Source organism: Citrobacter sp. Marseille-Q5395 (assembly GCF_947057495.1).
GTDB lineage: Bacteria > Pseudomonadota > Gammaproteobacteria > Enterobacterales > Enterobacteriaceae > Citrobacter > Citrobacter murliniae.
This window is the reverse complement of the sequence record NZ_CAMSEL010000002.1, coordinates 104613-122048: the sequence shown is the minus strand read 5'-3', so window position 1 is coordinate 122048 and position 17436 is coordinate 104613. Positions and strand designations below refer to the sequence as shown.

The 17436-nt window shown below is 52.0% G+C and carries 18 protein-coding genes; 9 read left to right on the top strand and 9 right to left on the bottom strand.

Annotated features, from left to right (window positions below; translation table 11 throughout):
• Positions 1–12: 12 nt before the first annotated feature.
• Positions 13–768, top strand: a complete 756-nt coding sequence (gene znuC / locus OH663_RS04215; RefSeq protein ID WP_045444112.1) for a zinc ABC transporter ATP-binding protein ZnuC — start codon at positions 13–15, stop codon at positions 766–768.
• A complete protein-coding gene (znuB, locus tag OH663_RS04210; protein ID WP_048221298.1) occupies positions 765–1550 on the top strand; it encodes a zinc ABC transporter permease subunit ZnuB in 786 nt (261 codons plus the stop codon). Before znuC ends, znuB begins: the two co-directional genes overlap by 4 nt.
• Positions 1551–1633: 83 nt before the next feature.
• Here the strand turns inward: znuB and ruvB are convergent, their stop codons facing one another.
• The 6 genes from ruvB to aspS all read right to left on the bottom strand — a co-directional run bounded on the left by ruvB (position 1634) and on the right by aspS (position 6890).
• Positions 1634–2644, bottom strand: coding sequence for a Holliday junction branch migration DNA helicase RuvB (ruvB, locus tag OH663_RS04205; protein WP_045444118.1), 1011 nt, complete (start codon positions 2642–2644; stop codon positions 1634–1636).
• A gap of 8 nt (positions 2645–2652) precedes the next feature.
• Positions 2653–3264, bottom strand: coding sequence for a Holliday junction branch migration protein RuvA (gene ruvA, locus OH663_RS04200; protein ID WP_045444121.1), 612 nt, complete (start codon positions 3262–3264; stop codon positions 2653–2655).
• Between the two features lie 80 nt (positions 3265–3344).
• Positions 3345–3866 (bottom strand): crossover junction endodeoxyribonuclease RuvC, encoded by a 522-nt coding sequence (gene ruvC, locus OH663_RS04195; protein ID WP_200012846.1) that lies wholly within the window; start codon positions 3864–3866, stop codon positions 3345–3347.
• 34 nt (positions 3867–3900) lie between these two features.
• Entirely contained in the window at positions 3901–4644 is a 744-nt protein-coding gene (locus OH663_RS04190) for a YebC/PmpR family DNA-binding transcriptional regulator (RefSeq protein ID WP_045444127.1), read from the bottom strand.
• 28 nt (positions 4645–4672) lie between these two features.
• Complete coding sequence (nudB, locus tag OH663_RS04185; protein WP_045444130.1) at positions 4673–5116, bottom strand: dihydroneopterin triphosphate diphosphatase; 444 nt, start codon at positions 5114–5116, stop codon at positions 4673–4675.
• A gap of 1 nt (position 5117) precedes the next feature.
• Positions 5118–6890 carry an aspartate--tRNA ligase gene (aspS, locus tag OH663_RS04180; protein WP_045444133.1) on the bottom strand — a complete coding sequence of 591 codons (1773 nt, stop codon included), beginning with the start codon at positions 6888–6890 and terminating at the stop codon, positions 5118–5120.
• Positions 6891–7154: 264 nt separating this feature from the next.
• Here aspS and OH663_RS04175 point away from each other — a divergent pair, with 264 nt between their 5' ends.
• The 5 genes from OH663_RS04175 to cmoB are packed head-to-tail and all read left to right on the top strand — an operon-like array spanning position 7155 to position 10732.
• Positions 7155–7721, top strand: a complete 567-nt coding sequence (locus OH663_RS04175) for a hydrolase (protein WP_048221296.1) — start codon at positions 7155–7157, stop codon at positions 7719–7721.
• A complete protein-coding gene (locus tag OH663_RS04170) occupies positions 7718–8536 on the top strand; it encodes a DUF72 domain-containing protein (RefSeq protein WP_200012844.1) in 819 nt (272 codons plus the stop codon). Before OH663_RS04175 ends, OH663_RS04170 begins: the two co-directional genes overlap by 4 nt.
• 51 nt (positions 8537–8587) lie before the next feature.
• A complete protein-coding gene (locus OH663_RS04165) occupies positions 8588–8983 on the top strand; it encodes an MAPEG family protein (protein WP_016153418.1) in 396 nt (131 codons plus the stop codon).
• Between the two features lie 40 nt (positions 8984–9023).
• Entirely contained in the window at positions 9024–9767 is a 744-nt protein-coding gene (gene cmoA, locus OH663_RS04160; RefSeq protein ID WP_045444142.1) for a carboxy-S-adenosyl-L-methionine synthase CmoA, read from the top strand.
• On the top strand, positions 9764–10732 hold the full coding sequence (cmoB, locus tag OH663_RS04155) for a tRNA 5-methoxyuridine(34)/uridine 5-oxyacetic acid(34) synthase CmoB (RefSeq protein ID WP_045444145.1): 969 nt from the start codon (positions 9764–9766) through the stop codon (positions 10730–10732). Before cmoA ends, cmoB begins: the two co-directional genes overlap by 4 nt.
• Before the next feature lie 178 nt (positions 10733–10910).
• On the opposite strand, the gene cutC is transcribed toward cmoB, so the two are convergent.
• Positions 10911–11657, bottom strand: coding sequence for a copper homeostasis protein CutC (gene cutC / locus OH663_RS04150; RefSeq protein ID WP_045444147.1), 747 nt, complete (start codon positions 11655–11657; stop codon positions 10911–10913).
• Positions 11658–11659: 2 nt separating this feature from the next.
• Positions 11660–12226, bottom strand: a complete 567-nt coding sequence (locus OH663_RS04145) for a VOC family protein (protein ID WP_200012842.1) — start codon at positions 12224–12226, stop codon at positions 11660–11662.
• A gap of 238 nt (positions 12227–12464) precedes the next feature.
• On the opposite strand from OH663_RS04145, the gene argS reads away from it, so the two are divergent.
• Positions 12465–14198, top strand: a complete 1734-nt coding sequence (gene argS, locus OH663_RS04140) for an arginine--tRNA ligase (RefSeq protein ID WP_263525687.1) — start codon at positions 12465–12467, stop codon at positions 14196–14198.
• 185 nt (positions 14199–14383) lie between these two features.
• Positions 14384–16321 carry a penicillin-binding protein 2 gene (mrdA, locus tag OH663_RS04135; protein ID WP_200012840.1) on the top strand — a complete coding sequence of 646 codons (1938 nt, stop codon included), beginning with the start codon at positions 14384–14386 and terminating at the stop codon, positions 16319–16321.
• On the opposite strand, the gene bglB is transcribed toward mrdA, so the two are convergent.
• Positions 16293–17432 (bottom strand): beta-galactosidase BglB, encoded by a 1140-nt coding sequence (gene bglB / locus OH663_RS04130; RefSeq protein WP_200012838.1) that lies wholly within the window; start codon positions 17430–17432, stop codon positions 16293–16295. The genes mrdA and bglB overlap by 29 nt on opposite strands.
• Between the last annotated feature and the right edge of the window lie 4 nt (positions 17433–17436).

The window sequence follows — 17436 nt, the reverse complement described above, 5'->3', positions numbered from 1 at the left end:
ACTAAAATTGATATGACGACTTTGGTTTCACTGGAAAATGTCTCGGTCTCTTATGGTCAACGCCGCGTCCTTTCTGACGTATCGCTTGAGCTTCGACCCGGTAAAATTTTAACGCTCCTCGGCCCGAATGGCGCCGGGAAGTCTACGCTGGTGCGCGTTGTCCTGGGGCTGGTAGCGGCTGATGAAGGAGTTATCACGCGCAACGGACAGTTGCGAATTGGCTATGTGCCACAAAAACTATACCTCGACACCACGCTGCCACTAACGGTAAGCCGTTTTCTACGCTTACGTCCAGACACGCAAAAAGCAGATATTCTTCCTGCTCTCAAACGCGTTCAGGCCGGACACCTGATGAATGCGCCGATGCAAAAGCTGTCTGGCGGAGAAACACAGCGTGTTCTGCTGGCCCGCGCATTGCTAAACAAACCCCAGTTACTGGTGCTTGATGAGCCGACTCAAGGAGTCGATGTGAATGGTCAGGTCGCTTTGTACGACCTTATTGATCAACTGCGACGTGAACTGGACTGTGCCGTACTGATGGTTTCTCATGACCTGCATCTGGTGATGGCAAAAACAGATGAAGTACTGTGTCTGAACCATCACATTTGCTGCTCCGGCACGCCGGAAGTGGTTTCTATGCATCCGGAATTCATCTCTATGTTCGGGCAGCGCGGCGCCGAACAACTCGGAATATACCGCCACAACCATAATCATCGCCACGATTTACAGGGTCGTATCGTATTACGTCGGGGAAATGGTCACTCATGATTGAATTGTTATTGCCCGGTTGGTTAGCCGGGATCATGCTGGCCTGCGCTGCCGGCCCGCTCGGCTCGTTTGTTGTCTGGCGTCGTATGTCCTATTTTGGCGATACACTGGCGCATGCCTCACTGCTGGGTGTCGCCTTTGGCCTGCTGCTGGATGTTAATCCTTTCTATGCCGTCATTGCTGTCACGCTAATGCTGGCCGCTGGCCTGGTGTGGCTGGAGAAACGCCCTCACCTCGCGATCGATACTTTACTCGGCATTATGGCGCACAGTGCGTTGTCACTGGGTCTGGTTGTCGTTAGCCTGATGTCCAATATTCGCGTGGATCTGATGGCTTATCTGTTCGGTGATTTGCTGGCTGTTACGCCGGAGGATTTGATCTCCATTGCCATTGGCGTTGTGATTGTTCTGGCAATACTTTTTTGGCAGTGGCGCAACTTACTGTCGATGACCATCAGCCCGGACCTCGCATTTGTCGATGGCGTGAAGCTGCAGCGCGTTAAATTGCTGCTGATGCTGGTGACAGCGTTAACTATTGGTGTCGCGATGAAGTTCGTTGGGGCTCTGATTATTACCTCACTGCTGATAATCCCGGCAGCAACCGCACGTCGTTTCGCTCGTACGCCAGAGCAGATGGCAGGCGTTGCTGTTGGCGTGGGAATAATAGCGGTTACAGGCGGGTTAACGTTCTCAGCCTTCTATGATACGCCAGCAGGTCCTTCAGTAGTGCTGTGCGCTGCGCTGCTGTTTATCTTCAGTATGATGAAGAAGCAGGCTAGCTGAGTGCGCTGTATTAGCGAATAGTGATGCTGATGTATCTTATCCGGCCTACAGAATTGTAGGTCGGATAAACGCATTACGCTGACTCAGGGCATTGCAGGCGGTGTAATACCGAAATGGTTCCACGCGCGAACCGTCGCCATGCGTCCCCGCGGCGTACGTTGCAGAAACCCTTGTTGAATCAAATACGGTTCCAGCACGTCCTCAATGGTTTCGCGTTCTTCCCCAATCGCAGCGGCCAGGTTATCCAGCCCCACAGGTCCACCAAAGAATTTATCGATCACTGCCAGCAACAGTTTGCGGTCCATGTAGTCGAACCCTTCGGCGTCAACATTGAGCATATCCAGCGCCTGGGCAGCAATATCCGCTGAGATTGTTCCGTCATGCTTCACTTCGGCAAAATCTCGTACGCGACGTAGCAAGCGGTTGGCTATACGCGGGGTGCCACGTGCACGACGAGCCACTTCCAGCGCCCCTTCGTCACTCATTTCCAGCCCCATGTAACGTGCGCTACGTCCGACAATGTGCTGAAGGTCCGCAACCTGATAGAACTCCAGTCGCTGCACAATACCAAAACGATCGCGCAATGGGGACGTTAACGACCCGGCACGGGTTGTCGCGCCGATCAACGTAAACGGTGGCAAATCAATCTTAATAGAGCGCGCAGCCGGCCCTTCGCCAATCATGATATCCAGCTGATAATCTTCCATCGCCGGATACAGAACCTCTTCCACAACGGGCGATAAGCGATGAATTTCATCGATAAACAGGACATCGTGAGGTTCAAGGTTGGTGAGCATTGCTGCCAAATCGCCTGCTTTTTCCAGTACCGGGCCGGAAGTGGTACGCAGGTTTACCCCCATTTCATTGGCAACGATATTGGCAAGTGTCGTTTTTCCGAGACCGGGAGGCCCAAAGATCAGCAGGTGATCGAGGGCATCGCCGCGCAGTTTCGCTGCCTGGATAAAGATTTCCATTTGCGAGCGAACCTGAGGCTGGCCGATATACTCCTCCAGCAATTTGGGGCGGATCGCGCGATCCACCAGGTCTTCAGGCGTGGTGCTGGCAGCCGAAATCAGGCGATCTGCTTCAATCATCCTTTACCTCACAATGCAGCGCGGAGCGCTTCACGAATCAGGGTTTCACTGCTGGCATCAGGGCGGGCAATTTTGCTCACCATGCGACTGGCTTCCTGTGGTTTATAGCCTAACGCCACGAGCGCAGCAACCGCTTCCTGCTCAGCGTCATCCGTTTCCGGACCGGCAGGTGACGTCAGCACCAGATCGGCTGCCGGCGTGAAGAGATCGCCATGCAGCCCCTTAAAGCGGTCCTTCATCTCGACAATCAGGCGTTCAGCGGTTTTCTTACCAATACCCGGTAGTTTGACCAGCGCGCCTAGCTCTTCACGTTCAACGGCATTAACGAACTGCTGCGCAGACATACCCGAGAGAATAGCCAGTGCCAGCTTGGGTCCAACGCCGTTGGTTTTTATTAACTCTTTAAACAGTGTACGTTCCTGTTTGTTATTAAAGCCGTACAGCAACTGTGCGTCTTCACGTACGACAAAATGCGTGAAAACAATGGCTTCTTTTCCTGACTCCGGCAGCTCATAGAAGCAGGTCATCGGCATGTGGACTTCATAGCCTACACCGCCTACTTCTAACAGTACCAGCGGGGGTTGTTTTTCGAGAATGATGCCTCTGAGTCTGCCAATCACGTGACGCTCCTGCGTTAAGGGCTAAAAGGTAATGCGCTATCATAAAAAAAGGCTGGATAGATATCCAGCCTCATTTATCACTAACGTAATCGACCACGCGCTAAATTCAGCCGGGTATCGCTCATTTGCATGGCGTTCTGGCTGACGTGGCAGTGGGTGATGGCAATAGCCAGCGCATCCGCAGCATCTGCCTGGGGGTTTGCCGGGAGTTTAAGTAACGTGCGCACCATGTGCTGTACCTGACTTTTCTCCGCGCTGCCTATCCCTACGACGGTTTGTTTCACCTGCCGCGCAGCATATTCAAACACCGGAAGGTCCTGGTTTACAGCAGCAACAATCGCTACTCCGCGCGCTTGCCCGAGCTTGAGCGCCGAGTCAGCGTTTTTCGCCATAAAGACCTGCTCTATGGCGAAATAATCTGGCTTAAACTGGGTGATGATTTCCGAAACGCCCGCATAAATCAGCTTCAGGCGCGACGGCAGATCGTCAACTTTAGTGCGAATACACCCACTACCGAGATAGGTTAGCTGTCTGCCAACCTGACGGATTACGCCATAACCGGTGATGCGCGATCCCGGGTCAATGCCGAGAATAATAGACATCACGCATCTCCTGTTAGTTTATGGCTTAACCACATCATTCTAACGTAGCGGCAACCTCATCAGAGATCTCACCGTTATGATAAACTTCCTGAACGTCGTCGCAGTCTTCCAGCATATCGATCAGACGCATCAGTTTCGGCGCAGTTTCTGCATCCATATCCGCTTTGGTTGACGGGATCATCGTCACTTCAGCGCTGTCTGCTTTCAGACCTGCAGCTTCCAGTGCATCACGCACTTTACCCATCTCTTCCCACGCGGTGTAAACGTCAATTGCACCGTCGTCGAAGGTTACAACGTCTTCAGCACCCGCTTCCAACGCCGCTTCCATGATGGTGTCTTCGTCACCCTGCTCGAAGGAAATCACGCCTTTTTTGCTGAACAGGTAAGCAACGGAACCGTCGGTGCCAAGGTTGCCACCGGTTTTGGTGAACGCATGGCGCACTTCCGCAACGGTACGGTTACGGTTATCAGACAGGCATTCAATCATGACCGCAGTGCCGCCAGGACCATAACCTTCATAGATGATGGTTTCCATGTTCGCATCATCATCACCGCCGACGCCACGCGCGATTGCACGGTTCAGGGTGTCACGCGTCATGTTGTTAGCCAGTGCTTTATCAACCGCTGCGCGCAGACGCGGGTTCGCATCCGGATCGCCGCCGCCAAGTTTGGCCGCCGTCACCAACTCACGAATGATCTTGGTGAAGATTTTGCCACGCTTAGCATCCTGCGCTGCTTTACGATGTCTGGTGTTGGCCCATTTACTATGACCTGCCATAAATAATATCTCCAAAAAGCGTGCCTTCTCAGGCGACGTTAATTACAAATTCTTCAATCGCCTGCCGGTTACTCCACGACTTGGTTAACTGTGCAGCCTCTGCTGCATCAACCCAACGATAGGTCAGATGTTCGGTGAACACGATCTCTCGTTCAGAGGGAAGTGCCAGGCAAAACCAGGATTCCGTATTTCGTTCGATTCCCGGTGCGTAGCGATGACGTAAATGACTAAAAATCTCGAACTCCACCGTGCGCTGGCAGTCAATTAAGGTCAGTTGCTCGCAGGCAACATCAATGGTGACCTCTTCCTTTACTTCGCGCATGGCGGCTTGCGACGCGGTTTCACCTTCTTCAAGGCTGCCGGTGACCGACTGCCAGAAATCAGGATCGTCGCGTCGCTGTAACATCAGCACTCTCCCGGTGTCCTTTGCATAAATCACGACTAACACCGAGACAGGCTGTTTGTACTTCATATCAGTTATTCTCTGCCTTCTTCACAACCTGGATGCTCAGTTCCGCCAGCGCAGCTTCGTTGGCAAAACTTGGCGCTTCGGTCATCAGACACGCGGCAGCCGTCGTTTTCGGGAAGGCAATAACGTCACGAATGTTGTCGGTACCGGTCAACAGCATGGTCAGACGATCCAGACCAAATGCCAGACCCGCATGCGGCGGAGTACCGTATTTCAGCGCATCCAGCAGGAAGCCGAACTTCTCGCGCTGTTCTTGCTCATTAATACCCAGAATACCGAATACAGTCTGCTGCATGTCACCGTTGTGGATACGTACAGAACCGCCACCCACTTCATAACCGTTGATAACCATATCGTAAGCGTTGGCAACCGCATCTTCCGGCGCAGCTTTCAGCTCTGCGGCAGTCATATCTTTCGGTGCGGTAAACGGATGGTGCATCGCGGTCAGACCGCCTTCGCCGTCGTCTTCGAACATTGGGAAATCGATGACCCACAGCGGCGCCCATTTGGATTCATCTGTCAGGTTCAGGTCTTTACCCAGTTTCAGACGCAGTGCGCCGAGGGCATCAGCAACCACTTTCTTGTTGTCGGCACCGAAGAAAATCATATCGCCGTCTTGTGCGCCGGTACGTTCCAGAATCGCTTCTACGATTGAAGCATTCAGGAACTTAGCCACCGGACTGTTGATCCCTTCCAGACCTTTCGCACGCTCGGTGACTTTGATGTAAGCCAGACCTTTAGCGCCGTAGATCTTAATGAAGTTACCGTAGTCGTCGATCTGCTTACGACTCAGAGCGGCACCGCCAGGTACGCGCAGGGCAGCTACGCGGCCTTTCGGATCGTTAGCCGGGCCAGAGAACACAGCAAATTCGACAGATTTCAGCAGGTCAGCAACGTCGACCAGTTCCATCGGGTTACGCAGATCCGGCTTATCGGAACCGTAACGACGCTCAGCTTCGGCAAAGGTCATGATCGGGAAATCGCCCAGGTCCACACCTTTTACTTCCAGCCACAAATTACGCACCAGAGCTTCCATCACTTCACGCACCTGTGGTGCAGTCATGAAGGAAGTCTCAACATCGATCTGGGTAAATTCAGGCTGACGGTCAGCACGTAAATCTTCGTCACGGAAGCATTTGACGATCTGGTAGTAACGGTCGAAGCCGGACATCATCAGCAGCTGTTTAAACAACTGAGGAGACTGCGGCAGCGCGTAGAATTTACCTTTATGCACACGTGAAGGCACCAGATAGTCGCGCGCGCCTTCCGGTGTAGCTTTGGTCAACATCGGGGTTTCGATGTCGAGGAAGCCATGGTCATCCATAAAGCGACGAACCAGGCTGGTAATTTTAGCGCGGGTCTTCAGACGCTGCGCCATTTCCGGGCGACGCAGATCCAGATAGCGATACTTCAGACGCGCTTCTTCAGTATTTACATGGTTAGAGTCGAGCGGCAGTGAATCTGAACGGTTAATGATGGTCAGATCGGACGCCAGAACTTCAATTTCGCCGGTCGCCATATCGGCGTTGACGTTTTTCGCATCACGCGCACGTACAGTGCCCGTAACCTGAATGCAGAACTCATTACGCAGTTCGGAGGCCAGCTTTAACGCGTCCGCACGGTCCGGATCGAAAAACACCTGCACGATACCTTCGCGGTCGCGCATATCGATAAAGATCAGGCTACCAAGATCACGACGACGGTTGACCCAACCACACAGAGTCACCTGCTGCCCCTCGTGGGACAGGCGTAGCTGTCCGCAATATTCTGTACGCATGAGATATCCCTTAACTTTGCCGCAGGCGGATTGTCATCTGCTTTGCAGATGACGAAGTCGCAGCTTTAGCTGAATGTCACAACTGAATGAAAAAAGGCGGCTATTATACTGGAAATTCTGCCGCACGATAAGTCCGGTACTGACTGTACGCGTGTTTCCTACGCGGGTATTGCGTAATCTCACAAAAAATAACAAAAATTGTCGCCCCTTTCACACAGAATCGCGATTAAGGTGTAACGGAATTCTTTTTTTACTGGAGTCACCATGCTGGAACTGAACCCTAAAACTACCGCCCTTGTCGCAATTGACCTACAGGAAGGGATTTTGCCCTTTGCCGGTGGTCCTCACACAGCTAACGACGTTGTGGCCCGTGCGGCAAGCCTCGCGGAAAAATTTCGTGCTCACGGTTCGCCAGTAGTGTGGGTTCGCGTCGGCTGGTCTGATAATTATGCCGAAGCGTTGAAACAGCCGGTTGATGCACAGATCCCGGCAAAAGCATTACCCGACAACTGGTGGGATTACCCGCACGCTCTGGGCAAATGTGCCAGCGATCTGGAAGTTACCAAACGCCAGTGGGGAGCATTCTACGGCACTGACCTTGAGCTACAATTGCGCCGTCGCGGCATCGACACCATCGTCCTGTGCGGCATCTCCACCAATATCGGCGTCGAGTCAACGGCTCGTAACGCCTGGGAACTGGGTTTCAGCCTTATCATTGCGGAAGACGCCTGTAGCGCCGCCAGTGCCGATCAACATCAGGGCAGCATGACGCATATTTTCCCGCGTATTGCTCGCGTGCGCAGCGTTAACGAGATCCTGCAAGCGCTATGATCTATATCGGCTTACCGCAGTGGTCGCACCCGAAATGGGTGCGCCTGGGTATCACCAGTCTGGAAGAGTATGCCCGCCACTTTAACTGTGTGGAAGGCAATACTACTCTGTACGCGCTGCCGAAAGTCGATATCGTTTCTCGCTGGCATGCTCAAACCACAGACGCATTTCGGTTCTGCTTTAAGTTTCCAGCCACAATTTCGCATCAGGCCGCGCTGCGTAACTGCGACGATTTAGTGCAGGAATTTTTAACGCGGATGTCCCCGCTGGAAGCACGGATTGGGCAATACTGGCTACAGTTACCCGCGACTTTTGGCCCGAGTGACATCAATGCTCTGTGGCATTTTCTCGATACGCTTCCCGCAACCTTTACCTACGGCGTTGAAGTGCGTCATCCCGCGTTTTTTGCCAAAGGCGAGGAAGAGAAACAACTTAATCGCGGTCTGCATGAGCGTGGGGTCAATCAGGTCGTTTTAGATAGCCGCCCGGTACACGCGGCAATCCCTCATACTGAAGCCATACGCGATGCGCAACGTAAGAAACCGAAGGTGCCGGTTCATGCCGTAGTGACAGCAAACAATCCGATGGTACGGTTTATCGGTAGCGATGATATGGCGCAAAATCGGCAATTTTTTGCCGTCTGGCTGGCAAAGCTATCGCTCTGGCGGCAGACCTCAACGCCATATCTGTTCTTGCATACGCCCGACATCGCACAAGCGCCACAACTGGTGGATACGCTATGGAGCGATCTGCGCACCGTGCTGCCAGAGATCGGATCAGCGCCATCTATTCCACAGCAATCTTCTCTTTTCTGAAAATGCCACCTATCATAGACAGTGCCATAAGCCATTTTAAAGGGAGTTTGTATGGTAAGCGCGCTTTATGCCGTATTAGGTGCGTTATTGTTGATAAAGTTCTCCTTTGACGTCGTTCGCCTGCGTATGCAGTATCGCGTTGCCTATGGCGACGGCGGCTTTAGTGAACTGCAAAGTGCTATCCGCATTCATGGTAATGCAGTGGAATATATTCCTGTCGCATTAGTGCTGCTGTTATTTATGGAAATGAACGGCGCAGAAACGTGGATGGTGCATATTTGCGGGCTTATTTTGATTGCCGGTCGACTGATGCATTATTACGGATTCCACCACCGCCTGTTTCGCTGGCGTCGTTCTGGCATGAGCGCCACCTGGTGTTCACTGTTGCTGATGGTGCTGGCGAATCTTTGGTATATGCCCTGGGAGTTGGTTTTCTCCCTGCATTAGCGCACAATACGCCACTTTATTTTTCCCGGATTTTTACGTTATGTCTCACCGCGACACGCTTTTTTCTGCGCCTATCGCCAGTCTGGGTGACTGGACCTTTGATGAACGGGTAGCTGAAGTCTTCCCGGACATGATCCAGCGTTCCGTTCCCGGCTACTCAAACATCATTTCAATGATTGGTATGCTGGCCGAACGTTTCGTGCAACCCCACTCACAGATCTATGATCTGGGCTGCTCTCTGGGCGCTGCGACGCTCTCGGTGCGTCGCAATATTCATCATGATAATTGCAAAATTATCGCCGTCGATAATTCCCCGGCGATGGTCGAACGTTGCCGCCGCCATATTGATGCCTATAAAGCACCGACTCCGGTCGAGATTGTCGAGGGAGATATTCGCAACATCACTATTGAAAACGCCTCTATGGTGGTGCTGAATTTTACCCTGCAATTCCTTGAGCCGGCTGAGCGCCAGGCATTGTTGGATAAGATTTATCAGGGGCTTAATCCCGGCGGCGCACTAGTGCTGTCAGAGAAATTCAGCTTCGAAGATACCCACGTTGGCGAACTGCTGTTCAACATGCACCACGACTTCAAACGGGCAAATGGCTACAGCGAACTGGAGATCAGCCAGAAGCGCAGCATGCTGGAAAACGTGATGCTGACCGACTCTGTTGAAACTCACAAAGCGCGTCTGCGCAAGGCCGGCTTTGAACACAGCGAACTGTGGTTCCAGTGCTTCAATTTTGGTTCTCTGGTAGCGCTGAAAGCTGAGGTTTCTGCATGATCGACTTTGGTAACTTTTATCAGCTAATCGCCAAGAATCATCTTTCTCATTGGCTGGAAACACTACCGGCGCAAATTGCCGCCTGGCAGCGAGATCAACATGGCTTGTTTAAGCAGTGGTCGAACGCGGTCGAGTTTTTACCGGAGCTGACGCCACATCGTCTGGATTTACTGCACAGCGTGACCGCCGAAAGTGCAGAGCCACTGAGTGAAGGGCAGCGCAAACGCATCGATACCCTGATGCGTAACTTGATGCCGTGGCGTAAAGGGCCCTACTCGCTGTACGGTGTGAATATCGATACCGAATGGCGCTCTGACTGGAAATGGGATCGCGTTTTGCCGCATCTGTCTGATCTAACCGGGCGAACCATTCTTGATGTTGGCTGTGGCAGCGGATACCACATGTGGCGCATGATTGGCGCAGGTGCGCATCTGGCGGTGGGGATTGATCCTACGCAGCTGTTCCTGTGTCAGTTTGAAGCGGTACGTAAGCTTTTAGGCAACGACCAACGCGCACACCTGCTGCCGCTGGGTATTGAGCAGCTTCCGGCGCTAAAAGCATTTGATACCGTTTTCTCGATGGGCGTGCTTTATCACCGCCGTTCTCCGCTGGAACATCTCTGGCAGTTGAAAGATCAACTGGTACAAGATGGTGAACTGGTGCTGGAAACGCTGGTGGTCGAAGGTGACGAAAACACCGTGCTGGTGCCGGGTGACCGCTACGCGCAAATGCGTAACGTCTATTTTATTCCTTCTGCGCTGGCGCTTAAAAACTGGCTGGAAAAATGTGGATTTGTCGATGTGCGTATCGCTGACGTGAGTGTTACCAGCACAGAAGAACAGCGCCGTACCGAGTGGATGATTACCGAATCACTGGCCGACTTCCTTGACCCGAACGACCACAGCAAAACGGTTGAAGGCTACCCCGCCCCATTACGTGCGGTTTTGATTGCGCGTAAACCGTAATGGATTGCCAGATAGCTGTTACGTATAGCACCACTTCTCCAAAATAGTTCAAGTTGCAGCAAGGCAGCCAACACCGCTGCGGCTTGGAATATGAAGGAGAAAAAAAGGCCCCTGTTGAAATTGCAGGGGCCTGGTACGAGCAAGCATCATATTGGGCGACATGATGCAACGGTAAAAATCAGCTGGCCTGATGGCATGCAATGATTGCTTTCATTTCAGCAACCGCCGCCCCGTCTACCGCATAGCGGGAATATTCATCCGCTTGTGCATCCGAAGACATCGACAACCCCGAATTGCGATAACGCATGGGTGAAGCCAGCCATACTCCGGCAGAACTGTGGACTTCCTGCACTCCGGCGTCGAGGAACTGCGACAAATTCGCGGCGCGAACCCCCGCTCCGGCCATAATGATTGGAGCACCCTCCTGCGCAATAAGTTCCATTATTTTTGTTAAACCTTGCTGTGCGTCTGATTTTTGACCAGAAGTCAGTACTCTTGCGATGCCCAATTGAGATAAATTTTTCAGTGCATTTAATGGGTTAGAACACATATCAAAGGCCCGGTGAAAGGTGACGCTTAACGGGCCGGCGGCAGCCATTATTTTTTCCATACGCGGCATATCGATATTGCCATCGACATCTAATACGCCGGTCACCACCCCTGAGAACCCCAACTCTTTGACCATAGCGATATCATCAAGCATCGCGGCAAATTCCCCATCGGTATAACAAAAATCCCCCCCACGCGGACGGATAATTGGGTTAACAGGGATGGAAACGTGCTGACGTACTGACCGTAATACGCCCAGAGACGGCGTTAAGCCTCCCTCCTTGGGGGCAGAGCAAAGTTCTATGCGATCCGCGCCATATTGCTGCGCTGTGCGCGCACACTCCATGCTGTAACAGCAGATTTCCAGCAATGCCATACTCACTCCTGTTGTTCGCTTGCCACAATCGCTTCAATTGACCACGGATGAAACTTGATGGTCACATTACCATCGCTAACCGCCAGCGTCGGATTCGGTAAACGCTCACGCTCTCCTTTCGGCGAACTGGTCTTGACGAATATTCCCGGCTGACTTAATCCCTCATCACACAGCAGTGCCAGTGCCCGGGTATTAAGTAATTCCGGGTCGCCAGGCAGAACGATTTCAATATGCTCCCAACCCTCGTGCGGGTAACGCTTCTCACCCGGCCATGGCAACTCGACAACTGTAAACTGCCAGTGTGCTACACAAACCGGCTCATTCAGTTTGAACAGGCAAATGGGTCTGCCGTTAATGATATTTTCCGACAGCAGTTCGCCACACTGTTCGAATCCGCGGTGCCAGCGCTCTGCGGTAGTATTTTGATGACAGCGCAGAGAAATGTGATCGGCTTCAAGCGATGAGATATCCAGACCAAGACGGGTGGAAAGCTCCGTTAACGCCTGAGTGAAATGCGGTAAATCTGCGGAAATATCATGCAGTTCTTCAACAGTCTGCCAGTTAGCCATATTGAATGCTCATATCCATATTCAAAGCCGCTAATTTACTCTGTTGCGCAGCCCCATCCAACTGCTGATTTTTTCAGATACAACATGAATAATTATACGTAATTACATTGTTTATATTTCAGTCAGCCGGCGACACTCGCAATGCTGACGGCAACGGCCATTTGCAGTATACTCCCGCCCTAAATTCTTAAACTGGTGCGGTGTACATCAACCCGCTTCATAAATGTAAGGTATTCCGGTGAATATTCAGGCTCTTCTCTCAGAAAAAGTCAGTCAGGCCATGATTGCTGCAGGCGCGCCTGCAGATTGCGAACCACAGGTTCGTCAGTCAGCAAAAGTACAGTTCGGCGACTATCAGGCCAACGGCATGATGGCAGTTGCTAAAAAACTGGGTATGGCGCCGCGACAACTTGCAGAGCAGGTGCTGACTCATCTGGATCTCAACGGGATTGCCAGCAAAGTTGAAATCGCTGGCCCGGGCTTTATCAACATTTTTCTCGATCCGGCATTTCTGGCGCAACACGTCCAGCAGGCGCTGACTTCCGAGCGTTTGGGCGTCACCCAGCCCGCTAAACAAACCGTTGTCGTCGACTACTCTGCGCCTAACGTGGCGAAAGAGATGCACGTTGGTCACCTGCGCTCTACCATCATCGGTGACGCGGCGGTACGTACACTGGAGTTCCTTGGTCATAATGTGATTCGCGCAAACCACGTCGGTGACTGGGGTACGCAGTTCGGTATGCTCATCGCGTGGCTGGAAAAACAACAGCAGGAAAATGCCGGAGAGATGGCGCTGGCCGATCTTGAAGGTTTCTACCGCGATGCAAAAAAACATTACGACGAAGATGAAGAATTCGCCGAGCGCGCCCGTAGCTATGTGGTGAAGTTGCAAGGTGGCGATGCCTATTTCCGCGAGATGTGGCGCAAGCTGGTGGACATCACCATGTCGCAGAACCAGTTAACCTACGATCGTCTGAACGTCACTCTGACGCGCGATGACGTGATGGGTGAAAGCCTGTACAACCCAATGCTGCCTAGCATTGTTGCTGACCTGAAAGCCAAAGGCCTGGCCGTTGAGAGTGAAGGCGCAACCGTTGTATTCCTTGATGAGTATAAAAACAAGGAAGGCGAACCGATGGGCGTTATCATTCAGAAGAAAGATGGCGGCTATCTCTACACCACGACTGACATCGCCTGTGCGAAGTATCGTTATGAAACGCTGCACGCCGATCGTGTACTGTATTACATCGACTCCCGCCAGCATCAGCATTTAATGCAGGCATGGACTATCGTGCGTAAAGCAGGTTACGTGCCAGACTCCGTACCACTGGAACACCACATGTTCGGTATGATGCTCGGTAAAGACGGGAAGCCGTTTAAAACGCGTGCCGGCGGTACGGTAAAACTGGCCGATCTGCTGGATGAAGCGCTGGAGCGCGCACGTCGCCTGGTGGCTGAAAAGAACCCGGACATGCCTGCCGACGAACTGGAAAAACTGGCGAATGCGGTCGGTATCGGCGCGGTGAAATATGCAGATCTGTCAAAAAACCGTACTACCGACTACATCTTCGACTGGGACAACATGCTCGCCTTTGAAGGCAATACCGCACCGTATATGCAGTATGCCTACACCCGTGTGCTGTCAGTTTTCCGTAAAGCGGATATCGATGAAAGCGCGCTTGCCAGTGCGCAGGTCATTATCAGCGAAGATCGCGAAGCCCAGTTGGCGGCCCGCCTGCTGCAGTTTGAAGAAACACTGACCGTTGTTGCGCGCGAAGGTACGCCGCACGTGATGTGTGCCTACCTGTACGACGTTGCCGGTCTGTTCTCTGGCTTTTACGAACATTGTCCAATCCTCAGCGCTGAAAACGAAGAGATCCGTAACAGCCGCCTGAAACTGGCACAGTTAACGGCGAAAACGCTGAAACTGGGTCTGGATACACTGGGTATCGAAACCGTAGAACGCATGTAAGCATATTAAAATATACCAGGCCTGAGTTCGTAATCCGGACTCAGGCCTTTTTTATTTCCGGACATGCTGGTCTGAAACAATTCACAAGGAATGACACATTTCCATCGAGAGATGGAACATCTTTTGTCTGTTATCCCGTTTCAGCCTCCGTATCATTAGGCGGCGAATTAATCGGGTACGGGTCAATGACATTCAGAGATTTTGCAGCGGAAGAGAAACTCTTTCAGCGACGGGTAATGGTGGCCTTTGGCCTGGTGGTCATCTGTTTTGGCATCCTTGTCTATAACCTCTACAACTTACAAATTCGCGAGCACCAGTATTACACCACCCGCTCGAATGCCAATGACATCAAAATGCTGCCTGTCGCCCCAACACGCGGCATCATTTACGATCGCAACGGTATCCCACTGGTACGCAACGTCACCTGGTACGATATTTCAGTTACCCCTTATAAGATCAACGACATGGATACACTGCTAAAACAGTTAACGCCAATTGTTGACCTTACTGCGGATGATATTGACCAGTTTCGCCATGATCTGAAATCCAGCAGCCGCTATCGCCCTGTGGTGCTTAAAAATGCGCTGACCGATGTGGAGATCGCCCGCTTCTCGGTTAACCAGTTTCATTTCAGCGGCGTCACCATCAACAGCTATGAAGATCGCCAGTACCCTTATGGTGCAGAGCTGGCGCATGTACTCGGCTATGTCTCTAAAATCAACGACAGCGATCTAAAAGCGCTGGATAAAAAAGGGCTGGCAGAAAATTATGCCGCCGACCATAACATCGGCAAACAGGGAATTGAGCACTACTACGAAAACGATCTGCACGGTAAAACCGGGTATCAGGAAGTGGAAGTGGATAACCACGGACGCATCGTGCGCTTGCTAAAAGATGTACCGCCTGTCGCCGGTAAGGATGTTCATCTGACGCTGGATTTACACTTACAGGAATATATTGAGAGCCTGTTGGCAGGTCAGCGTGCTGCCGTACTGGTTGAAGATCCGCACGACGGTTCAGTGCTGGCCATGGTGTCGAATCCCAGCTACGACCCGAATCCGTTTGTAAAAGGCATTAGCTACCAGGACTATAACAAGCTACTACAGGATAAAGACCTGCCGCTGATAAACCGCGTCACGCAAGGGTTGTATCCCCCCGCCTCAACCGTAAAACCATACATGGCAATGTCAGCCTTATTGAGCGGAGTAATCACGCCACAAACCAGCTTCTTCGGCGCCCCGACCTGGACGCTACCCGGCACTGAACGCCATTACCGTGACTGGAAAAAAACCGGTCACGGTATGCTGGATGTGACCAAAGCAATAGAAGAATCTGCCGATACATTCTTCTATCAGGTGGCATATATGATGGGCATAGACCGGATACACAACACGCTCAGTCAGTTTGGCTACGGTAAACCCACCGGCATCGATCTCGATGAAGAGTACGACGGTCTATTACCAAGCCGCGACTGGAAACAACGGGTACATAAAAAAGCCTGGTATCAGGGTGATACGATTTCAGTCGGCATTGGTCAGGGTTACTGGATAGCCACGCCGATCCAGATGGTGAAAGCCATGGTGGCGCTGATTAACAATGGGAAAGTGATCTCCCCTCACCTGTTACAAGATGAAGAAAGCGGCAAATCCGTCACACCTTATCAGGCACCAAAAACGTCAACACAAATTGCCTCTGCCGCATCTCCCTATTGGGGGCTGGTGCGTCAGGCGATGTTTGGCATGGCGAATGAACCGAACGGCACGGGTTACAAATTCTTCCACACCGCGCACTATGGTATTGCCGCTAAAAGTGGCACATCACAGGTTTTTAGTTTGAAGGAAAACCAGACCTACAATGCGAAGATGATCCCCATCCGCTTGCGGGATCATGTGTTCTATACCGCTTTTGCTCCGTATAAAAACCCGAAAGTCGCAGTGGCGTTGATTCTCGAGAACGGCGGCAGCGACGGTGTTACCGCCGCACCGATAATGCGTCAAATCATGGATCATCTGTTTGCGCCGCAGGAGAGCAACACACCATCAGATGCCACAGCAACACCAGGCCCGATAATTGCGGCGTCATCGGGCCTCGCCATCAAAAATACTTACGCAAGTATTCGGTAAGACACAACATCGCCATCGCCTGTCCATAAGGCATCGAGGTCAGCGGGATATGGCGATAAAAATCGAGGTTGTGCCCCATCCCGGTACCAAAGGAGGTTTGCAGCAGTTCACCTTCCGGCGAAATATGTTTCACAATGCCTCTGATGGCCTTCTCCGCCACAGCCGCGTATTCCTGACCGACATAGCGTTTACGCACTGCTTTCAGGATCCCATAAGCAAACCCCGCAGTGGCCGAGGCTTCCAGATAAGAGTGCGGATCGTCCAACAACGTATGCCATAAACCACTCTCATCCTGACATTTCGCCAGAGCTGCAATCTGCGCGTTCAACACCTGTACCAGATAGCGGCGAACCGCATTATTTTCCGGTAAATCTACCAGTTCAAGGAAGTCAGGAATAACGATAGTTAACCAGCTGTTCCCGCGCGCCCAGCGCGCGTTGGCGAAGTTATGATGCCCTTCATAGTTCCAACCGTGAAACCACAGCCCCGTTTCTTTATCCATCAGGTTTTGTACATGCAACAGGAACTGATACGTTGCTTCTTCGACATATTCTGGTCGATTGAGCAATTGACCAATCTTCGCCAACGGTAAAACCGTCATCATCAGCGTGTCATCCCACATCTGCTGATGATTCTCTTCCGCCAGCGTAATGTGCTGCATGCCGCCGAAGTCAGTTCGCGGCATTTCATACATTGCCCACTCAGCCCAGGAATCAAGCCACGGTAAATAAGCGGGATTACGCGTTTCTTCATAGCGATACGCCAGCGTCAAAAACGGTGCCATGGTGTTGACGTTTTTGGTGGTAGCCCCTTCAGCAAAGCGGTCGGCAAACCAGCTGTCGATGGTATCGCGCATCGTTTCATCGCCAGTTTGCTGATAATACTGATACATTCCGTACAAGCCGAGACCGTGCGTCCACTCCCATCCAGCCCATCCTTTGGTATCAATGACGCGTCCATCGTCCAGTCGCAACAAGAACTCACCCGTTTGATCATTGATATTGACAAGGTTATGGGTCACCTTCTTAATAAGGTTTTTTAATTCATCTCTAGCAATAAAGTGTTCTGGCTGACGCAACAACGGACTGTGTTTCACCGGGTAAACAATCATCTAC